The 19,823-nt window shown below is 68.8% G+C and carries 18 protein-coding genes; 6 read left to right on the forward strand and 12 right to left on the reverse strand.

The window, feature by feature from the left end; translation table 11 throughout:
- The first annotated feature begins 51 nt into the window (after positions 1-51).
- The 5 genes from LV475_RS01890 to LV475_RS01910 all read left to right on the forward strand — a co-directional run bounded on the left by LV475_RS01890 (position 52) and on the right by LV475_RS01910 (position 6,976).
- The gene (locus LV475_RS01890) at positions 52-1,614 is read left to right on the forward strand and encodes an inorganic phosphate transporter (protein ID WP_250105651.1); all 1,563 of its coding nucleotides are present in this window, start codon (positions 52-54) and stop codon (positions 1,612-1,614) included.
- A gap of 26 nt (positions 1,615-1,640) precedes the next feature.
- On the forward strand, positions 1,641-3,818 hold the full coding sequence (locus LV475_RS01895) for a tRNA(Met) cytidine acetyltransferase TmcA (RefSeq protein ID WP_250105652.1): 2,178 nt from the start codon (positions 1,641-1,643) through the stop codon (positions 3,816-3,818).
- Positions 3,819-3,912: 94 nt separating this feature from the next.
- Positions 3,913-4,920, forward strand: coding sequence for a 2-hydroxyacid dehydrogenase (locus tag LV475_RS01900; protein ID WP_250105653.1), 1,008 nt, complete (start codon positions 3,913-3,915; stop codon positions 4,918-4,920).
- Between the two features lie 61 nt (positions 4,921-4,981).
- Complete coding sequence (locus LV475_RS01905; RefSeq protein WP_250105654.1) at positions 4,982-5,614, forward strand: YrbL family protein; 633 nt, start codon at positions 4,982-4,984, stop codon at positions 5,612-5,614.
- A 90-nt stretch (positions 5,615-5,704) separates the two neighbouring features.
- A complete protein-coding gene (locus LV475_RS01910) occupies positions 5,705-6,976 on the forward strand; it encodes an O-acetylhomoserine aminocarboxypropyltransferase/cysteine synthase family protein (RefSeq protein ID WP_250105655.1) in 1,272 nt (423 codons plus the stop codon).
- 190 nt (positions 6,977-7,166) lie between these two features.
- Here LV475_RS01910 and LV475_RS01915 read toward each other — a convergent pair whose 3' ends face one another.
- The 10 genes from LV475_RS01915 to LV475_RS01960 form a co-directional block, all read right to left on the reverse strand.
- On the reverse strand, positions 7,167-7,820 hold the full coding sequence (locus LV475_RS01915) for a DUF1614 domain-containing protein (RefSeq protein WP_250105656.1): 654 nt from the start codon (positions 7,818-7,820) through the stop codon (positions 7,167-7,169).
- A 127-nt stretch (positions 7,821-7,947) separates the two neighbouring features.
- Entirely contained in the window at positions 7,948-8,571 is a 624-nt protein-coding gene (locus LV475_RS01920) for a C40 family peptidase (RefSeq protein WP_197039096.1), read from the reverse strand.
- The gene (locus LV475_RS01925; protein ID WP_197039097.1) at positions 8,553-8,864 is read right to left on the reverse strand and encodes a hypothetical protein; all 312 of its coding nucleotides are present in this window, start codon (positions 8,862-8,864) and stop codon (positions 8,553-8,555) included. The genes LV475_RS01920 and LV475_RS01925 overlap by 19 nt, the downstream gene beginning before the upstream one ends.
- A 282-nt stretch (positions 8,865-9,146) precedes the next feature.
- Entirely contained in the window at positions 9,147-10,535 is a 1,389-nt protein-coding gene (locus tag LV475_RS01930) for a di-heme oxidoreductase family protein (RefSeq protein ID WP_250105657.1), read from the reverse strand.
- A gap of 107 nt (positions 10,536-10,642) precedes the next feature.
- Positions 10,643-11,743 (reverse strand): imelysin family protein, encoded by a 1,101-nt coding sequence (locus LV475_RS01935; protein WP_250105658.1) that lies wholly within the window; start codon positions 11,741-11,743, stop codon positions 10,643-10,645.
- Between the two features lie 117 nt (positions 11,744-11,860).
- Positions 11,861-12,814 carry an LbtU family siderophore porin gene (locus LV475_RS01940; RefSeq protein WP_250105659.1) on the reverse strand — a complete coding sequence of 318 codons (954 nt, stop codon included), beginning with the start codon at positions 12,812-12,814 and terminating at the stop codon, positions 11,861-11,863.
- A 279-nt stretch (positions 12,815-13,093) separates the two neighbouring features.
- Positions 13,094-14,020, reverse strand: a complete 927-nt coding sequence (locus tag LV475_RS01945; RefSeq protein WP_197039099.1) for a metal ABC transporter permease — start codon at positions 14,018-14,020, stop codon at positions 13,094-13,096.
- Positions 14,020-15,237: a metal ABC transporter permease gene (locus LV475_RS01950; RefSeq protein WP_197039100.1), complete on the reverse strand. Its 1,218-nt coding sequence runs from the start codon at positions 15,235-15,237 to the stop codon at positions 14,020-14,022. The genes LV475_RS01945 and LV475_RS01950 overlap by 1 nt, the downstream gene beginning before the upstream one ends.
- Complete coding sequence (locus LV475_RS01955; RefSeq protein WP_284047153.1) at positions 15,237-16,052, reverse strand: metal ABC transporter ATP-binding protein; 816 nt, start codon at positions 16,050-16,052, stop codon at positions 15,237-15,239. Before LV475_RS01955 ends, LV475_RS01950 begins: the two co-directional genes overlap by 1 nt.
- Positions 16,049-17,080 (reverse strand): metal ABC transporter solute-binding protein, Zn/Mn family, encoded by a 1,032-nt coding sequence (locus LV475_RS01960; protein ID WP_250105660.1) that lies wholly within the window; start codon positions 17,078-17,080, stop codon positions 16,049-16,051. Before LV475_RS01960 ends, LV475_RS01955 begins: the two co-directional genes overlap by 4 nt.
- Before the next feature lie 269 nt (positions 17,081-17,349).
- On the opposite strand from LV475_RS01960, the gene LV475_RS01965 reads away from it, so the two are divergent.
- A complete protein-coding gene (locus LV475_RS01965) occupies positions 17,350-18,267 on the forward strand; it encodes an HPP family protein (protein WP_250105661.1) in 918 nt (305 codons plus the stop codon).
- A gap of 3 nt (positions 18,268-18,270) precedes the next feature.
- On the opposite strand, the gene rnt is transcribed toward LV475_RS01965, so the two are convergent.
- Positions 18,271-18,933, reverse strand: coding sequence for a ribonuclease T (gene rnt, locus LV475_RS01970; RefSeq protein ID WP_250105662.1), 663 nt, complete (start codon positions 18,931-18,933; stop codon positions 18,271-18,273).
- Positions 18,934-18,940: 7 nt separating this feature from the next.
- Entirely contained in the window at positions 18,941-19,801 is an 861-nt protein-coding gene (gene folD / locus LV475_RS01975) for a bifunctional methylenetetrahydrofolate dehydrogenase/methenyltetrahydrofolate cyclohydrolase FolD (RefSeq protein WP_250105663.1), read from the reverse strand.
- Between the last annotated feature and the right edge of the window lie 22 nt (positions 19,802-19,823).

Consider the following 19,823-nt stretch of genomic DNA (forward strand, 5'->3'; position numbering starts at 1 on the left):
GCCGTCTTCCGTGACATTGTGACAGGCATATTCGATATGGATCTCAACGAGATGGACGCATTCGACAAGGTGGCTGCACCCGCCCGGCGGGAGCTGTTGCGCTTCGGCGTGGCGCTGCTGTTTGTGATCGGGGTGGCGCTGTTCACCTGGCTCACCCAGGGCCACGTCAGTCTCGTGATGGTCGTCGCTGCGGTGATCGGTGCCTACATGGCCATGAACATCGGCGCGAACGATGTGGCCAACAATGTCGGCCCGGCGGTGGGCTCCAAGGCCCTGACCCTGGGCGGGGCGATCGCGATCGCCGCCATCTTCGAGGCCGCCGGCGCGATCATCGCCGGCGGTGACGTGGTCAGCACCATCAAGGGCGGCATCATCGACCCGGCCGCCATCGGCGACCCGATGACCTTCGTCTGGCTGATGATGGCCGCGCTGCTGGCCGCGGCGATCTGGCTCAACCTCGCCACCGCCTTCGGCGCCCCCGTCTCGACCACTCATTCGATCGTCGGCGGGGTCATGGGCGGCGGTATCGCCGCGGCCGGCTGGGGCATCGCCAACTGGGGCACGGTCGGCCAGATCGCGGCCAGCTGGGTAATCTCTCCGTTGCTGGGCGGCCTGCTCGCCGCCGCCCTGCTCTACCTGATCAAGCGCAGCATCACCTACCAGGGCGACCTGCTCACCGCGGCGAAGAAGCGCGTGCCCTGGTTCCTCGCGCTGATGGCGTGGGCGTTCGGCACCTATCTGGTGGTCAAGGGCCTGAAGAAGATCGTCGAGGTGCCGTTTTTGGGCGCAGCACTGATTGGCGTGGTCATCGCCGCGATCGTGTTCTTCCTCGTCCGCCCGCTGGTCGCCCGCGCCGCCGACGGCATGAAGGAGAACAGCAAGGCGAGCGTCAACCGTCTGTTCACCCTGCCGCTGATTTTCGCCGCGGCCCTGCTGAGCTTCGCGCACGGCTCGAACGACGTGGCCAACGCCGTCGGCCCGCTAGCCGCGATCAACGATGCCCTGACGCAGGCAGGCACCGCGTCCCAGGCGGCCATCCCGTTGTGGGTCATGCTGATCGGCGCCCTGGGCCTGGCGGTGGGCCTGGCGCTTTACGGCCCCAAACTGATCCGCACCGTCGGTCACGAGATCACCGACATCGACCAGATGCGCGCCTACTGCATCGCCATGGCCGCCACGCTGACCGTCATCCTCGCCTCGCAGCTCGGCCTGCCCGTCTCGACCACCCACGTCACCATCGGCGCGGTCTTCGGCGTGGGCTTTCTGCGCGAGTATCTCAAGTCCAATTACGACCGCCTCGAACAGCAAGTGCGCGACCTGCACCCGGACAGTGACGACGACGAGGTGATGCAGGAATACCTCGAGCGCTTCCGCGCCGCCCCACTCAAGGTCAAGGAGCAGATGCTCCAGGAACTCAAGGACAAGAACACGCGCCGCGAGGCCCACATCAGCAAGCGCCAGCGCAAGGGCCTGAAGAAGATCTACAAGCGGGAACTGGTCAAGCGCTCGCTGGTACTCAAGGTCATCGCCGCCTGGGTGATCACCGTGCCGGCCGCCGCGCTGCTGGCCGCGATGTTCTTCTTTTTGATCCGCGGCCTCTTCGCCGCCGGTTGAGCGCACTCGCTGGCTACAATCCCCCTATGCCAGCGCACCCGACCCTCCGCGACACGCTCGACGCGGCCCTGCCCGCCTGGCAACGGGCCGGGCACCGGCTGGCCGTGCTCATCAGCGGCACGCCCGACTGGGTGATGACCCAGGCCCAATCGCTGGTCGATGACGACAGCCTCTGGATCGGTCCGGATGCGCCCACCGATACGACGTCACTCGGTTTTCGCCGCGCGGGCGAGGCGCTGGGTGGCGAAAGCGGTCGGTTGTTCGTCAACGCCCTGACGGGCTTCGATCCCGATGCCCTCGGCGCGGCGGCCGGGCGGGTCCGCGGGGGCGGCTGCCTGGTGCTGTTAACCCCGCCGCTTGGGCATTGGCCGTCGCTGACCGACGCCGACATGGCGCGGCTGGTCCCATATCCCTTCCAGGCAGGCGATGCCGGCCCGGCCTACCGCGAGCGACTGGTGCGTATCCTCGGCATTGCCCCCCGCCTCTGGCACCTTGCCGAAGGCCAGCCGGTTGCCCCGCCGCCATCGCCCGAACCGGTCCAGGGCCGGGGCGCCGACGCCTCCCCCTCTTTGCCCTCTCGCACGGTTGATCAGTCGCAGGCCATCGAGGCCATCCTCGCCGTCGCCCGCGGCCGTCCGCGCCGTCCGCTGGTCCTGCGATCGCACCGTGGCCGCGGCAAGACCTCGGCACTGGGCCTGGCCGCCGCGCAGGTGCTGGAGCAAGGACTTGGCGACGTGCTGGTGACCGCCCCGCGGCGCGAGGCGGTCGCGCCCCTGTTCGACCGCCTGCGTGAAAGGGCGGACACGGCCGCGGACAACGACGGGGCCGTTCGGCTGGGAAGCCAGCGACTGCGCTTCCTGCCGCCCGACGTGCTGCTCGAGCAACGCCCCGAGGCGCGGCTGCTCCTGGTCGACGAGGCCGCCGCCCTGCCGACCGCCGTGCTCGAGGCACTGTTCGACGCGTTCCCACGCTGCGTGTTCGCCACGACCGAACACGGTTACGAGGGCAGTGGTCGCGGGTTCACCCTGCGCTTTCTGCCCCGCCTCGAGGCCAGCGCGGTGTCCGTGCGCCATCACTGGTTGACCACGCCCATTCGTTGGTCACCGGACGACCCGCTCGAGCAATTGGTCGATCGGCTGTTGCTGCTGGATGCCGACCCCACCGAGACCCTGCCGGTCGATACACGGCAGACGCCCCGTCCAGCGGCACGCCTGGAGCCAAGCGCACTCGCCGGCGACGAGCGCCGACTGCGCGAATGGTTCGGCCTCCTGGTGGCCGCGCATTACCGCACCACCCCGCGCGATCTGCGCCAGCTGCTCGATGGACCGGCCAGCCAGCTCTGGTCGATCGAGACCGGCGCGGCCACCGATCGAGCGGTGATCGCCACGGCCGCCACCCAGGACGAGGGCGGCCTGCCGGACGACCTGGCGGCGGCGGTCTTCGACGGCGAGCGCCGCCTGCGCGGCCACCTGCTGCCGCAAACCCTGGCGGCCCACGCGGGCTGGCCCGACTGGCCTCGACTGACCGGTCGACGTATCCAGCGCATCGCCGTCCACCCGGCCGCACGGCGACAGGGGGCCGGCGGCGAGCTGGTCGCCGCGATCGCCGCGACCGCCCGCGACGAGGGGCGCGACTTCGTCGGTGCCAGTTTCGGTGGGGACGACGAGCTGGTCGCCTTCTGGGCCGCAGCCGGCATGCGGGTGCTACACCTCGGACAGCATCGCGACCACGCCTCGGGCAGCGAGGCGGTGGTCATGGCCATGGGCCTGAGCCCCGCGGGCAAGGCGGCGGTCGAGCGCGCGGCCGCCGGCTTCGTTGACCGGCTGCCCACGCGGGCCGCCGGCCCGTTGCGGCACGTCGAGCCCGAACGCCTCGCCACCCTGCTCGCCGTTACCCCGCCCCGGCCTGTGCCCGCATTGACGCTCGACCAGCACCGCCAGCTGATCGCCTGCGCCCGACACCGCCATCACCTGGATGCCGCGCTGGATACCCTGCGCGCGTGGCTGACACCGGCCCTGACGCAACCGGCGGCCCAGCGGGCCCTCGAGCCGGAGCGGCGCGCATTGCTGATTGGTCGTATGCTGCAGTTGCGGGACGAGACAACGCTGGCCCAGCGATTCGGGCTGGCCGGTCGCCGTGCCGTCGAGGCCACGTGCCGAGAGGCCCTGGCCCGGTTGCTCGACGCGCTGACGGATCAACGCTGATGGGCCGGCTGATGGGGCGTTGCGCAGGCCGGCAGGCACGACGAACCACCGGATGTCACGCCCGTCGTCACGCCCTTCGCCAAGGAGTACGAAGATGAAAGTCGCGTTCTTTTCCACCAAGCCCTATGACCGCGAATCCTTCGAGGCACTGGATCACGACCACCAGATCGATTTCTTTCCCCAGCGGCTGACCGAGGACACGGTCCATCTCGCGCGGGGCTACCCGGCCGTCTGCGCGTTTGCCAACGACGTGCTCGGCGCCGCGGTGATCCGGGCGCTCGCCGAGGGCGGTACCGAGGTGCTCGCCCTGCGCTGCGCCGGCTGCAACCACGTCGACTTCGATGCGGTGGCCGAGACCGGCCTGCGGGTGGTCCACGTGCCGGCCTACTCGCCGAATGCGGTGGCCGAACACGCCGTGGCCCTGCTGATGGCGGTCAACCGACAGATCCCGCGGGCGACCGCGCGGGTGGCGATGGGCAATTACGCCCTGCACGGCCTGGCCGGCTTCGACGTGGTCGGCAAGACGGTGGGCGTAATCGGCACGGGCAAGATCGGGGCGGTGTTCGCCCGGATCCTCAAGGCCGGCTTCGGCGCCCGCGTGATCGCCCATGACCCCTACCCCAACCCGACCTGCGAGGCGATGGGGGTGGAGTACGTTTCCCTCGATGCACTGTTCGAGCGATCGGACGTGATCAGCCTGCACTGCCCGCTAACCGAGGACAGCCATCACCTGATCGATGCCGACGCCATTGCCCGCATGAAGCCGGGCGTGGTGATCGTCAATACCGCGCGTGGCGCGGTGGTCGACACGCCGGCGGTCATCGACGGCCTCAAGAGCGGGCGGATCGGCGGGCTGGGCATGGACGTCTACGAGCACGAGGGGCCGCTGTACTTCGAGGACCGCAGCGACGAGATCCTGACCGATGACCTGTTCGCCCGCCTGCTGGGCTTTCACAACGTGGTGATCACCGGCCACCAGGCCTTTCTCACCCACGAGGCTCTCGAGCAGATCGCGAGCCAGACCCTGCAGAACCTCACCTGCATCGAGACCGGCACGGCCTGCGAGCGCGAGATCACCCCGGCCGAGGAACAGGCCGACTGACCGCGGCGCGAACGCAACACGCCTCGGCGCGGTACAATCCCCGGCTTTGCCCCGAGCGCCCATGGACCTGATCACCCCGCTGCAACTCTCCTCGCTCGAGCCCGTCGGCCAGGGCGCCCAGAAGCTGGTCTTCCGTCACCCGCAGGACCCGCGCGTGCTGGTCAAGGTGGTCAACCCGCGCTTTATCGAGCGCCGTGACCGCAAGGATCGCTTCTACCAGAAGTGCCGCCGCATCGGACATCACCGGGCGTTTGCCCGCGAGATGATCGAGCACCTCGCCGCGCGAGCGCTGGCGCCCGGTCGACTTGCCTCCTGCCCACACATGCAGAACATCCTCGGCGTGATCGACACCGACATGGGCGCAGCCCTGCTGGTCGAGGCCGTGCTCGACGAGCAGGGGAACCTCGCCCCCACCCTGCGCGATCTGGTGGAGTCCGGGCGCTACGGCGAACGCGAAGAGCAGGCATTCGAGGGATTCCTCGACTGGGCACTGACCTCCAACGTGCTGATTAACGACCTGTCGGCCGACAACCTCGCCTGGCACCCGGATGGCCACTTCGTGATGATCGACGGGCTGGGCGATCGTGCCGGCATCCCGATCCGCGCGGTCAGCCCCTGGCTCAACCGGCTCTACAAGCGCAAGAAGATCCGGCAATTGCGCGAGGAAATCGCCTCACTGCAACCAGGCGCCTGATCCCAAGGACCTGATGCCAGGTACCTGATCCAGGGCGCGGACGACCGGTTCCCTGCTACTCTCCGTGCTGAACGACACTGGGAGGAAACCATGCGCCCCGAAACCATCGCCCTGCACGCAGGCTACGAGCCGGATGACCAGCACGCCGTCGCCGTGCCGATCCACCAGACCACCTCCTACAGCTTCGACAGCGCCCAGCACGCCGCCGACCTGTTTGACCTGAAGGTCCAGGGGAACATCTACTCACGCATCATGAACCCCACCTGCGGGGTGCTCGAGGCACGCATGGCCGCCCTCGACGGCGGCGTGGGCGCACTGGCCACGGCCACCGGCATGGCGGCGATCACCTACGCGATCCAGACCGTCGCCCAGGCCGGCGACAACATCATCTCCATCAGCGAGCTCTACGGCGGCACCTACAACCTGTTCGCCCACACCTTCCCGCGCCAGGACATCGAGGTGCGGATGCAGGACAAGGACGACTTCGCCGGCATCGAGGCGGCGATCGACGAGCGCACCCGCGCGATCTACTGCGAGTCGATCGGCAACCCTTCGGGCAGCGTCGCCGACATCGAGCGCCTGGCCGACATCGCCCACCGTCATGGCCTGCCGCTGATGGTCGACAACACGGTGGCCACGCCCTTCCTGTTGAAACCCATCGACTACGGCGCCGACATCGTCATCCACTCGGCGACCAAGTACATCGGCGGCCACGGCACCACGCTCGGCGGGGTGATCGTCGACTCGGGCAACTTCGACTGGGCCGCGCACCCGGATCGCTTCTCGCTGTTGATCGACCCGGACCCGTCCTACCACGGCGTGAGCTACACCAACGACGTCGGCGAGGCGGCCTTCATCACCCGCGCCCGCGTCGTGCCCTTGCGCAACACCGGCGCGGCGCTGTCGGCGCAATCCGCCTGGAACCTGCTGCAGGGGCTGGAGACGCTCTCGCTGCGCATGGATCGCATTTGCGAGAACACCCAGGAGGTGGCCGAGTTCCTCGAGGGTCACCCGCAGGTCGGCTGGGTGCAGTACGCGGGCCTGCCCGAGCACAAGGACCATCGCCTGGCGCAGAAGTACATGGACGGGCGCGCCTCCGGCATCCTCAGCTTCGGCCTCAAGGGCGGTCGCGAGGCTGGCGTGAAGTTCTACGACGCCCTCGATCTGATCCTGCGGCTGGTCAATATCGGCGATGCCAAGAGTTGCGCCGCCATCCCCGCCTCGACCACCCACCGCCAGCTCAACGACGAGGAACTTCGCGCCGCCGGCGTGCCGCCGGACATGGTGCGCCTGTCGATCGGCATCGAACACGTCGACGACCTGATCGAGGATCTCGACCAGGCGCTCAAGGCGGCACGCTGACGTAATCGAGGACGGACGCGAACACTCGCGCTACCCAGCGAGCGACGCCACTGTCGGTCGGGCTTCAGCCCGACAGCCGCCCAGACCACCCCGCCCCTGCCGAAACCGAATCACCTGTCATCCGGGTGGAATGTCGGGCTGAAGCCCGACCTACGAATGACGGTGGTTTCTGGTAAGGGGCTTGACCGCCTCAGGCCAGCAACACCGCGATAATGCCGGTGACGAAGATGCCGTCGAAGGTGCCCGCCCCGCCGATCGAGGCCACCGGCGAACCGAGCTTGCGCACGTCCTTGAGACGCAGCAGGTCGGCGCCGATCAGCACGCCGATCGTCCCGCCCACGTAGGCCAGCGCCGCACTGTGTTCCGGATCGATCAACAGGCCGAAACCCGCCGCGGCCAGCGGCGCGACCAGGATGGGCATGCCGATGCCAAGCCCCGGTATCGGGCGGCTGGCCACGTAGGCGACGGTAGAGACCAGGGCCACGGCCAGCAGGTGGTTGCCCAGCGGGGCGCCCGCGTTGAGCACGAGGTAGGCGGCAAAGGTCACCGGTAGCAGACAGCCGCCCAGGTTCACCGCGACCGTGGTGACACCCTCGAAGGGTTGCTGGCGATGCGCGAGGATGCGCCGGATCGGTTCGGGGACGGGCTGGTCGGGCTCCTCGGCCTGCATGCGAAACAGCGGCACGTTGACCAGGCTGCCCATCAACGAGACGAACAACAGGGTCATGCCCGACTCGGGGGCCAGACCGAGCTTTTCGAAGGCGATCTGCAACGCCCCGATCTGGATCAGGGTGAACAGCACCACCAGGCCGAGCATGGCGAGGAGAAAACCGGGATTGGGCATATCGCTGCTCTCGCTCCGTGTCACGGGTGTCCTGGCATCGGCCCCGATTCAGGCGTCAGGGGCGAACGACCGATGACCAATCCACAGTCGACCACCCGGGGCGACCACCCGAAGCAATCGCATCGGGCTATCGCGCCGAGAGGTGATCCGCCCGTGGGACCGAACGCGCCGCCGACCGACCCGACGCATCCAGCTCGACCAGGCGATCGACCGGCACGAAGGCGCGCCCCCCCACCGTGGGCAATTCCCACCCCGCCGGCAAGCCACCGACGCGCCGGAGCCCACGCCAGACCAGTTCCGAGCAGTACATGGCCGGACGGTCGTCGAGGCGGAAGCGAGTATCGAATGCGGTGTTTCGGGCCAGGTGCCCGTCGAGCCAGGCGCGCAACTGCCGGCGCTGCCCATCGTTGAGCGCCGGGCGCACCAGACGGCTGAGTTGGGCCTGTCCGGTAAAACGGGCCAGCGGTTCGCGACGGATGTGGCCGCCCAGGGGCGAGCCGTCCATGTGCACCACCTCGAGGTCATCCCCGTCCCGCACGACCATGCCGACGTGGCTCCAGCGTGGGTCGTGCTCGGCAAAACGGCGGGCCAGGAACGCCCAGGCCCCGTCATTGCCGGTCAGCACGATATCGCCGGTCTGCAATGGCGGGGCCGTCGGGGTGTCCGGCGAGGTCCCCCCTGCCTGCAGCGGCAACGCGATCAGGGCCAAGAGCAGCGCGACCGCGCGGGCGATCAGGGATTCGCTTCGCACTGCTTGGCGGCGATCATGATCTCCTGGAAGGTGTTCTGGTCCAGGCGGGTGCCGATCTGCTCGAGGGAGGCATCCTCCTCGCGCATCAGCTTGACCAGCTCGCCGAACTGCTCCTCGCTGAGGTTCTTGTCCAGCCGCTCGCCCATGCAGGCACAGCCCTCGACATCGCCGGAGTTCTTCTCGCAGGTGGCCTGGAAATCGGCCTTGGGGCTCGAACAGCCGGCCACGGCCAATGCCAGCGCGCCGGCCGCGGCGGTCAGGCCAGCAACCTTCCCTGTCTTCGCTTGAATCATCTTCAGTTTTCCTCGGATCGATACGTGATGACGTCCTGCCCATCAAGCGGGCGGCGGTTAGGACACTCGGCACGATTCGATGACGTCTCAGCGGGACCTTCGCGGGCCTAGAGGCAAGGCGCGGTCTGCCCAGAAGGGCCCTCGCCCTCGACACGGGCTGAACCGGATCGGCGCGAACCGGGCCGAAGGGCGGGGTTGACGGAAAACCCGCCAGCCAGAGGTGCCCTCGAATCGTGCGGCGTGTCCCTAGTTTACCGGCCTGCCCTGTCGAGAACGAGCCGTTCAGAGACTGCGCAAGAATGTCAGCATGGCATGACGCTCGGCCGCGGTCATTTGTCGGAAGGACTCGCGGGCAGCCCCGGCCTCGCCACCATGCCAAAGGATCGCCTCAGCCAACCCTCGGGCGCGACCATCGTGCAGGTAGAAGCGGTGTCCGGTCACCAGCTCGTTCAGGCCGATACCCCACAGGGGCGGGGTGCGCCACTCGCGGCCCGTGGCGACGAAATCGCCTCGCCCGTCGGCCAGACCCTCGCCCATGTCGTGCAGCAGGAAATCCGAGTACGGCGCGATCTCGCGGTTCGACAACAGCGCGATGCCATCGGGATGCTCGCCGGTCTCTATCGTCGGCACGTGACAGGCGGCGCATCCGGACCGCTCGAACAGGCGCTCGCCGCGGCGGACCTCGGGATTGTCGACGAAACGACGTGACGGCACAGCCAGTGTCTGGGTGTAGAAGGTGACGTCGCCGAGTCGGCGTTCGCCCGCTTCGGGATCCGGGCTGCCGGTCGCACTGCTCCAGCCCAGCTCGGGATCATCGGCCATCGCATCGCGATTGACTGCGGCACCCGGCGCCTCACGGGGGAACACGGGGTTGGTCACCCCCATGTCCTGGTGGTAGGCGCCGGCGTTCTGTTGGCGCAGCGACGGATTATTGGCCTTCAGGCCGATCCGCCCGATCACCCGCTCGCCGGAGACGGCATCGATAACCCGGTTGACCCGACCGCTGATGCCGTCGCCATCGGCGTCGTCCGGATCGGCCAGGGCCAGCAGGGTCTCGTCCGCGATCGCCTCGATGTAGCCCCGGCCGTGGATTGGCGGCGCCACCCGGGGCGAGGTCTCGATGTCCTCGACCGTGTAGCCCGCCTCGGTCAACGCTTCCGGATCGGCCAGGTCGGTCAGCTCGAACTCGGGCCGGCGCAGCTCGTAGGCGGTGCCGTCGGCGTACTCGCCGCGCGTCGTGCGCCAGTGCACGATGACCGTCGCCTCCGGTACGGCGCCGGCCACCGCGTGCTGCTGGAGCTGGGTGCCCATGCCCGGCACGGGGATGGGGCCCGTCCGGGGATCGTTGCCCACGCTCACGCGCAGTAACATCGATTCTCCATCCGCCAGATTGCTGCGATCGTCAGCCGGATGGGGCGGCGGCTGCCCGCGCGAATCGCGCGGGTGACAGGCCTCGCAGCTCGAGGCATTGAACACCGGCCCCAACCCCGGCCGGATGGCGTTGCCGCTGGAGACGAACGGAGTCTCGAAATCCGCATCCCCACGGGTAAAGCGGGCGACTTGTTCGTCGCTCATGCCGGGCAAGGGATGCGAAAAGGCGTTGCTGGTGGCCGAGTCCACCGTCACCGGCGGAGGCGGATCTGCCCAGGTGACGGCCGTTACGCTCAGCATGGCGGCAATCCACGACAACACCCGACCTGCGAAGCGACGATGGCGCCGGGTAGGAGCAATGCCCGGCCGGGCCGTATCGATCCCGCGCGTGCTCGAACGCGTCATCTTCATTCCTCGTCCAGGGCCGCGACCAGTCGCTCCTGCAGCCCCCTCACCGCATCCACCGCCGCCTGGATTCGGGCCTGCTGGGCCGCGTCGCCGCTGACGACCGCCTCGGCGAAGGCCAGTCGAGCGTTGCCACCATCGGTCTCGCCGATCGCCGCCAGTCGGCCGTTCGCGACCAGCAACGCCCGATCGACGGCCGCGACATCGACACCTTTCCCCACTGCCAACGCGCGCAGGCCCAGACCCGAATCCACGCCGTCCAGTGAGCCGAGCCAGAGATTGCGGATGCCTTCGACGTTGTGTTGCATGTCCGCCCGGGTATTGCGGGCATACGGCGACTCGACGCCGTCCAGCCGACCGGAGGCCAGCGGTTCGCCCAGCTTGGCGGCCGCCAGCTCGTCGGCAATGCCGTCCATACCCTCGGCCAGTTCCTGCAGCGCTCCCCGGACCGCTGGGTACAGCCGCGAGGCCGGCGTCCCTGCCCCGGCGAGCTGCCGGGCGTGGCCATCACTCCCTCGCCAGGATGCGGCCATGGCGGTGGCGTGATCGTCCAGATCCACGCCCAGCGCGGCGAGCAGTTCACGCTGGCGTGGTTGCTCGGCGAGGCGTTCGGCCGCCCGTTCGGCCGACTCGCGCCCCTCGGCCACCGGCTGATGCCAGAGCAGGAATTCAATGGCGTGAAAGCCTTTCACGTCACCGTCGAGACCCGCGACGCCTCGAGCGTCCAGCGATGCCGACCCGGCCATCAGCTGGCCGAGCTCGCGCCGATCGAGTGGCCAGGAATCCATTGCCGGATCGTGACCGTCGATATCCACCGGGCCGAACAGGTGCGCCTCGCCGGTCTCCCAGTACGCCCTGGCCTCGCGCCAGGCCGCCCGCGCGGCAATCACGTCCTCGGCGTTGGGGGTCTCCTGCAGGTCGGCCAGTCGCTCGGCCAATCGGCTCGTGGCGGAGGCCAGCCGGACGTAGTTGCGCGTGATCACCTGTGCGGCGGTGTGGGCCAGCACGCGTTCGGCGGCCGGAGCGGCGTGAACGCTCGGCGTGCCCAGGATCGCCCCGGCGAGCAGGGCCAGCGGGATTGGTCGAAAGATGCGTCTCGTCATGGTCGTGCCTCGCTATCGGGTCGAGCGGGTTCAGAACGTGACCGCGAGCTGGGTCGTGAAGGTGCCGGCCGATTCGCCGCTGCCGCCGTCGGCGATGCCGTAGTCCTCGTCATGGCGCTATTCGAGGCTCAACGCGGTGCGCGGGAATATCTCGGTCGACAGCGAGGCAATGGCGCGGCGCGCTGGCAAATCGAGCGCCACTGCCTCCTGGCTGCCCTGGTAACCGATGCCGGCGCGGGCCGGCCGACCCATCAGGTCGAAGGCGTAGCTCGCCTCGACGTTCCAGGCGCCAGGCCGGGCGCCAGCCCCGGCATAGGCAATCTCGCCCTCCTCGAAGGCACCGCTGGCCGTCAGGTACTCGCCCACCAGCCGCATCTCGCCGATTCCGATCACGAGACTGGCGGTCCACGCGTCCACCTCGCTGGCGTCTGTGCCGGTGTTGGCGACGTGCACCGTCTCCTCGAGACCGTCGGATTCGCCCAGGCTGTTGAGGTAACCGGCGGTCAGGGCGAAATCGGCGACACCAATCCGGCCGCTGTAACCGGCCGTCGCGCCGAAGGTGCCGATCGAATCCTCGTTGTCGAGGTCGCCGTTGAACGCATAGACCTCGGCATGCAGGCCGCCCTGATCGATCCCGACGGCGATTGCGGTCTCACGGGCCTCGCCCAACTCCAGGGTCAGGGGATCGGAGACCATGGCCGTCTCGTACACACCGAAGGGGACGTAGAACTGGCCGGCACGCATCGACCAGCCCCCATGCGGCTTGGCAAGCATCACGCTGGCCGTATCGATTTCCAGGGGCGTTTCGTTCTCCTCGTAGAGGGTGGAGACCTCGGCCCGGATCCACTCGTTGATCGCCGCCGTCACCCCGAGCGCGCCCGTGGCCAGGACCACGTCGCTCTCGTCACCGCCGGCATAGGGATTGCTTTGAAAGGCCTCCACCTCGACCACGCCGCCGAACGAGATCGACGGGTAATCGAGGGTGGGCTCGTGACCCTGTGCAATCGCCGCCTGAGATGCCAAGGCAAGGGGAAACGCCGCGAACCGTCCGCCGCGCATGATTTGCGTCATGTCCACTCCTCGATGTTCCGGGTCCGGAAAGGACCGTTTGCAAGGAGGGCTGGCTGGCGACGGCTGGCTGGCCCCGAGATACCCACCCGGCGCGGAGGCCACCGGGTGAACGATGATCGATACTAAATACGAATCGTTATTATTGCAACTCGTGTTACTCACCTTCCCACGGGGTCCGATCGTTATGCCGAAGGCATAGACGACCTCGATCCCGGCGAAGGAAGACCGGGCGCAGGCCGGCGGGTCAGAAGCAGAAGGCTGGGTCGGACGGGAGCCGGGTCAGCGATCAGTGGGCGCGCCACGGCACTTGCGGTGTGGACCGTAGAGGGCCGCCAGACCCAGGACGAGACCGGAGACCGTGGCGATCATCCCCGCGGCGCTCACGGCATCGTCACCCCCCAGCCACAGCGGGCCGTAACCGGCCAGGACGTAACCCATCACCGCCGAAAAGACGGCAAAGGCCACCGACCAGAGCACCTGGGTCTCGAGTCGGTTGGTCATCAGGCGGGCGGCGGCCGGCGGGCAGATGAACATGGCGATGACGATGATCGAGCCCACCGCGTCGAAGGCCGCGACCGCGGCGATGGCCGCCATGATCACCAGCCCGAAACCGATCAGATTGGTGCGCATGCCCAGCACGCGGGCAAAGTCCTCGTCGAAGGTAGAGATCTTCAGCGGTCGCCAGAACACCAGGGTGAACAGCAACATCACCAGGGCCACGATCGCGATGCGGCCCAGTTCGGGCGGCAACCCGGCCAGGGCGACCGGGTCGAACAGCGAATTCCAGCCCTTGGCCTCCACCCAGATCAGGCTCTCGAGGTTGCCGTAGAGCGCGTGCTGCACGTCCAGGTGCACCGACGAGGTGTCCGACTGCTCGAGCAGGAGTACGCCGAAGGCGAACAGCGCGGTGAAGGCCACGCCCATGGCCGCCCCCGGCTCGATCCGCCCCAATCGCCGGATCAGTTCGATCAGGAGCACGGCCACCACCGCCGCGCCGGCGGCACCGGCCATCATCGCCCAGGAACTGACCGTGCCGCTCAAGAGAAAGCCGACCACGATCCCCGGCAGGACGACGTGACTGATGGCATCACCGATCAGGGCCTGACGGCGCAGGACCAGAAAGTTGCCCGGTAGGGCGCAGGCAACGGCAGCGAGCACGCCGATCAGGATCGGCACCAGCGAGAGCATCACGAATTCACCAGCCATCAGGCGCAGCCCCCGCCCGACTCGGCGATCTGACGATCGATCTCGCGGATCTCGTCACGGGTGAACACGTCCTCGATCGGCAGCAGCCCGTCGTAGCGGGAGACCGCCGATTCGTGCGAGTGCATGCGCCGTGCGACCGCCCAGCGCGATTCGTCACGACAGGCCTTCTCGGCACGCCGGCGCCCCAGCTCGGTGGGCACGCCGTCCGCGCGGGCCAACCCGGCGCGCACCAGCAATTGCAGGGTGTAGCGCTCGTAGATGGGCAAATCCTGGGCGATCGCCAGCAATCCCTGGCGCAGGTGGATGCGCCGCTGCTGGCGCCGGTGGCGCAGCCAGGCGGCGAGTACCCCACGACCGGGGGCGAACAGCATCGAGACGGCGAACAGGGCGAAGGCGGTCAGCACGATGATCGGTCCGGTCGGCAGCGCCGGGGCCGTCGCGGAAATCGCCGCGCCGACAAAGCCCGAGACCCCGCCGAACACGCCCGCGATGCCCACCACGCGATCGCTGCGGTTGCTCCAGAAACGGGCGGTTACCGGCGGAATGATCAGCAGCGCGACGATCAGCACGAGACCGACCACCTTCAGCCCGATGATGGTCACCGCCAGCACCAGGCCCATCATGGCCAGGTCCACGCGCCGGACATTGACCCCGGCGGCCGACGCGAACCCGGCATCGAAGGCCACCAGGGTCATCGGCCGGCGCAGTGCCCAGACCACCAGCACCGCCAGTGCCCCGGCCACCGCGATCAGCACGGCATCCTGGTAGAGCATGCCCGCCGTGGCACCCAGCAGAAAATCCTCGAGTCCGGCGGGGCGGCCGACCGAGACGGTCTGGATGACGGTCAGCAGCACCACGCCGAAACCGAAGAACACCGAGAGCACCGCGCCGATCGCGGCGTCCTCGGCCAGGCGCGTGTGGCGGGTCAGCGCGTGCATGGCCCACAGGCCCAGCGCCGCCGTCAGCGAGGCGCCCAGCAACAGGCCGACCAGGTGACGACCGTCGCCGCCGAAGGCCGTCATCACCAGGAAGGCAAGCCCCACACCGGGGAGCGTCGAATGACTGATCGCGTCCGAGACCAGCGCGCGCTTTCGCAGGAACAGAAAGGTGCCCGACGCCCCGGCGGCAATGCCGAGCAGCGCCGCGCCGATGGCCACCAGCGTGGCGTTGTAGCCGAGTTGCAAGGTCAGGGCGTCGAGCAGCATGGTCGCCCCCATCAGTGACCGCCGAGCTGGAGCTGATCCATCAGGTTCGCCGCCAGGCGGCCGCCATAGGCACGCTGCAGGTTGTCCTCGGTGAAGGCCTCGGCGACGGGCCCTTCCGCCACCTTGTGCACGTTGATCATCAAGACGTGATCGAAGTAGTCGCGCACGGTGGAGAGATCGTGGTGGACGGCAACGACCGTGCGTCCCTCCGCCTTCAGGCCCTTGAGCACGTCGATGATCGCGCGCTCGGTGGCCGCGTCGACCCCGGCGAACGGCTCGTCGAGCAGGTAGAGGTCCGCCCCCTGGGCCAGGGCACGCGCGAGAAAGACCCGCTGCTGCTGGCCGCCGGACAGCTGGCCGATCTGCCGATCGGCGAAATCGCGCATGCCGACGCGGTCGAGGCAATCGAAGGCACGCTGGCGATGATGCCCGCGCACCGGCCGCAGCAGGCCGAGCTCACGGACCAGCCCCATCAGCACCACGTCGATCACGCGGGTGGGAAAATCCCAGTCGACCGAGGCGCGCTGGGGCACGTAGGCAATGCGCCGCCGGCTCGCGGCCAACGGCTGGCCGAACACCGAGACCACCCCGGACAGCCGCGGCACGATGCCCAACACGGCCTTGAGGGTGGTCGACTTGCCGGCGCCGTTGGGCCCGATAATGGCGGTCATCGACCCCGGCTCGACCGTCATGTCGAGCGAGAACACGGCCGGCTTGTCGCCGTAGGAAACCGTCAGGCCACGCACCGCGAGCGGCTTGTCCGACAGGCTGTCGAGCGGGTCGCTCGGCGTCCCCCGTCCCATGGCCGTGCGCAACGCGTCAATCATCGCGACGCCTCGGCCAGACGCCCCTGCATGCCGTCGGCCGGCGCCTCGCCGCCCAGGGCGCGGACGATGGTGGTGATGTTGTGGTCGATCATGCCGATATACGTCCCCTCGTAGGTCCCCGCCGGGCCCATCGCATCGGAATAGAGCGTACCCGCGATGCGCACCGCGTGACCGCGCGACTCCGCGCCTTCCACCAGCGCGCGGATGTTGCGATCGGATACCGAGCTTTCCACGAATACCGCGCCGATGCGGCGTTCGACCAGCAGGTCGACGAGATCACGAATCCGGCGCAGCCCCGCCTCGGACTCGGTCGAGATGCCCTGGATACCGATCACCTCGAAGCCATAGGCCCGACCGAAGTAGGCAAAGGCATCGTGGGCGGTGAGCAGCACGCGCGCCTCGTCGGGCACGCTCGAGGTCACCTCGGCGGCCCAGTCGCCCAGTCGCTCGATGCGTTCGAGGTAGGCATCCGCGCGTTCGCGGAACATCGCTTCCCGGTCGGGGCGCGCCTCGATCATGGCATCGCGGATCGCAACGACCACCTTGGCCCAGAGCGACGGGTCCATCCAGACGTGCGGGTCGCGCTTGTCGTCGTAGTCCTCGTGGCCGAGCAGACGCTCGCGCGGCAGTTGCTCGGCGACGGCCACCACGGTCTGGCGCTTGGCCAGTCGCTGGAGGAACTCCTCCATCTGTGCCTCGAGGTACAGGCCGTGCCAGAGCACCAGGTCGGCTCGCGTCATGGCGACGATGTCGCTGCGGGTCTGCCGGTAGCTGTGCGGGTCGATCCCCGGGCCCATCAGCCCCTCGACCTCGACCGAGTCCCCCCCGATCTCGCGTGCCGCGTCGGCGATCATGCCGGTGGTCGCGACAATGGAAAGGCGCTCGCCCGCCTGACCGACCAGCGGCGCGGCCAGCAGGACGACCAGGGCCGGGATCGCCAGCGCGCACCGCCGTAGGTATCGCCTCGCGGCACCCGTCAGAATGACCCGCCCGGCCCGTGCCCACCCTGCTCTCTCGTTTGCCGGCATCGACTGCCCTCGCCAAAGTTAGTCAAGACTAACTTTTACTCTATCCGCTCGACCCGGACCCCGTCAATCCGGGCGATACCCCCTTGCACGGTCGGCAGATGACGGGAGGCACGCGGGCACCGGGACGGCCGGTTGCACCATCACGGGGCTAGGGAAACTCTGCCAGAGTGGCATGGCATTCGGGCAGAGTTTCCCTAGGCAGGTAGAATCCGCGCTCCTCCACCGACGCCGATCGGCCCACGCCGCTTGATGCAATGCAGGAAACCGGCATGACTGACCCGACCCTAGACAAGACCCTGTTGACTCGTATCCGCGACCTGATCGGCCCCGGCACCACCCGGGTGGGCTGGCGCGAGATGGTGATCGCGGGACTGGCCGCCCTGGTCGGGATATGGGCCGTCCATGCCTTGACCAGCTGGGTGGCCGGACCGTGGGCGGCGCTTCTAATGGTCGGCTCGATGGGTGCGGCGGCCGTGCTGCTGTTCGCCGTGCCGCACGGGGCATTGTCCCAGCCGTGGCCGGTGTTTGGCGGCCAGATCGTGTCGGCGGCGATCGGCGTGAGCGCCGCGGCCTGGATTCCCGATCCGGCCCTGGCGGCCGGGGTGGCCGTCGGTGGGGCGATCGCGGCCATGCAGTTGCTGCGCTGCGTGCATCCGCCCGGCGGGGCGACCGCCCTGATCGCCGTGATCGGCGGGGCGCCGGTCCACGAGCTGGGGTATCTCTATCTCGTCGTCCCGGTACTGGCGAACACCGCGATCCTGTTCGCGGTGGCGGTGATCGCCAATTACCCGTTCCCGTGGCGGCGCTATCCCATCGGTCTCGCCCGCTGGGAGGAACCGCCCGCCCCGCCGTTGACCTCGCGGCACCTGCAGGCCGCGGTGCGCGACCTCAACGTCGTGGTCGACATCACCCCGGCGGAGCTCGACGCGATCGCGCGACTCGCCATCGCGCACGCCACGCAGGACAACTCGCCACTGCAGGTGCCGGTAGGCGAGCGCTACGTGCACGCGGAGGGCGGAAAGACGGACAAGGACTCCGTGACCATCCACAAGCGCTTCGAGGGCACGGACGACGGGCACGGGCGGGGACGGATCACGCTCAACGTGGTCCACCGCCAGGGCGAGAGCGAGGCCGAGGACAAGGGTGACGACGTCGGCGCAACGGGACGGCCGGATCGCCCCGCTTGATGCCTACTTGAGCGGCTCGCGCACCCGCAGCGCGGCGCGCCCTTTCTCGGTGGAAAGCCGGTTGGTGATGTGGCAGAAGAGCTCGGCGGTCTTCTGCGCGTCGTAGAGCGCGCCGTGGGCGCGACTGTTGTCCCAGTCGAAACCCGCGGCGGTGCAGGCCTTGGCCAGCACCGTCTCGCCGATCGCCACGGCGGCGGCCGTGACCGTGTCGAGCGTGGAGAACGGGTGGAAGGGGTTGCGCTTGTAGCCGGTGCGTTCGCAGGCGGCCTTGACTACCGCGAGGTCGAACGGCGCGTTGTGGCCCACCAGGATCGCGCGGCGCGCGTTGAGCGCCTTGACCTGGCGGCGGATCGGGCGGAAGAAGGCGTCCAGGGCCGCCCGCTCTTCCACTGCCTCGCGCTCGGGGTCGGAGGGGTCGATGCCGTGGATCTTGATCGAGACGGGGTCGACTTCCGTCAGGTGACTGGGGTGGACCGAGACGGCGATCTCCTCGGTGGGATACAGCCGCCCGTGCTCGTCGACGTCGAGCAGCACGGCGGCCAGCTCGAGCAGGGCATGCCCCTGCGGGTCGAGCCCGCCGGTCTCCACGTCGACGACCACCGGCACGAAGCCGCGAAAGCGACGCGCGATGGTCCAGTCGGACGGGTCGGCGGCGGCCTCGCTCATCGGGCGCTCAACCCAAACCCAGCCGACGCCGCCAGGACGTGACCGTGTTGTGCATCAGCATGGCGATGGTCATCGGCCCCACCCCGCCGGGCACCGGCGTGATGAACCCGGCCCGTTCGGCCGCCGTGTCGAAGTCGACATCGCCATGCAGCGTGCCGTCCTCGCGACGGTGGATACCCACGTCGATCACGATCGCCCCCTCCTTGATCCACTCACCCCTGACCAGCCCCGGCTTGCCGGCGGCGACCACGACCAGGTCGGCACGACGGACGTGGGCGGCCAGGTCCTCGGTGAAGCGGTGGCAGACCGTGACGGTGGCCCCGGCCAGCAGCAGCTCGAGGGCCATCGGACGGCCGACGATGTTCGACGCCCCCACCACGACGGCCTCCATGCCGTGCAGGTCGCGCCCGGTCTCCTCGAGCAGGCGCATCACCCCGTAGGGCGTGCAGGGGCGCAGGCCCGGCTGACGGATGGCGAGCCGGCCGATGTTGGTGGGGTGAAAGCCGTCGACGTCCTTGTCCGGGTCGATGCGGTTGATGATCGAATCGGCGCTCAGGTGCTCCGGCAACGGCAGCTGCACCAGGATGCCGTCGATGCGCGGGTCCTCGTTGAGCTCGTCGACCAGGGCATCGAGCTCGGCCTGGGTGACCGTGTCCTTGAGATCGTGCGAGAACGATTCGATGCCGAGCTTGGCGCAGGCCTTGCGCTTGTTGGCCACGTAGACCGACGAGGCCGGATCCCCCCCCACCTGCACCACCGCCAGCCCGGGCGGACGGTGGCCGTTCTCGGTATAGGCGGCGATCGTCTCGGCAAGCCCGGCGCGCACGGTGGCGCCGACGGCTCGCCCGTCGAGAAGTCTTGCAGTCATGGGGCGTGTCACATGCGGGGAA

This window comes from Guyparkeria hydrothermalis (assembly GCF_023555375.1).
GTDB lineage: Bacteria > Pseudomonadota > Gammaproteobacteria > Halothiobacillales > Halothiobacillaceae > Guyparkeria > Guyparkeria hydrothermalis.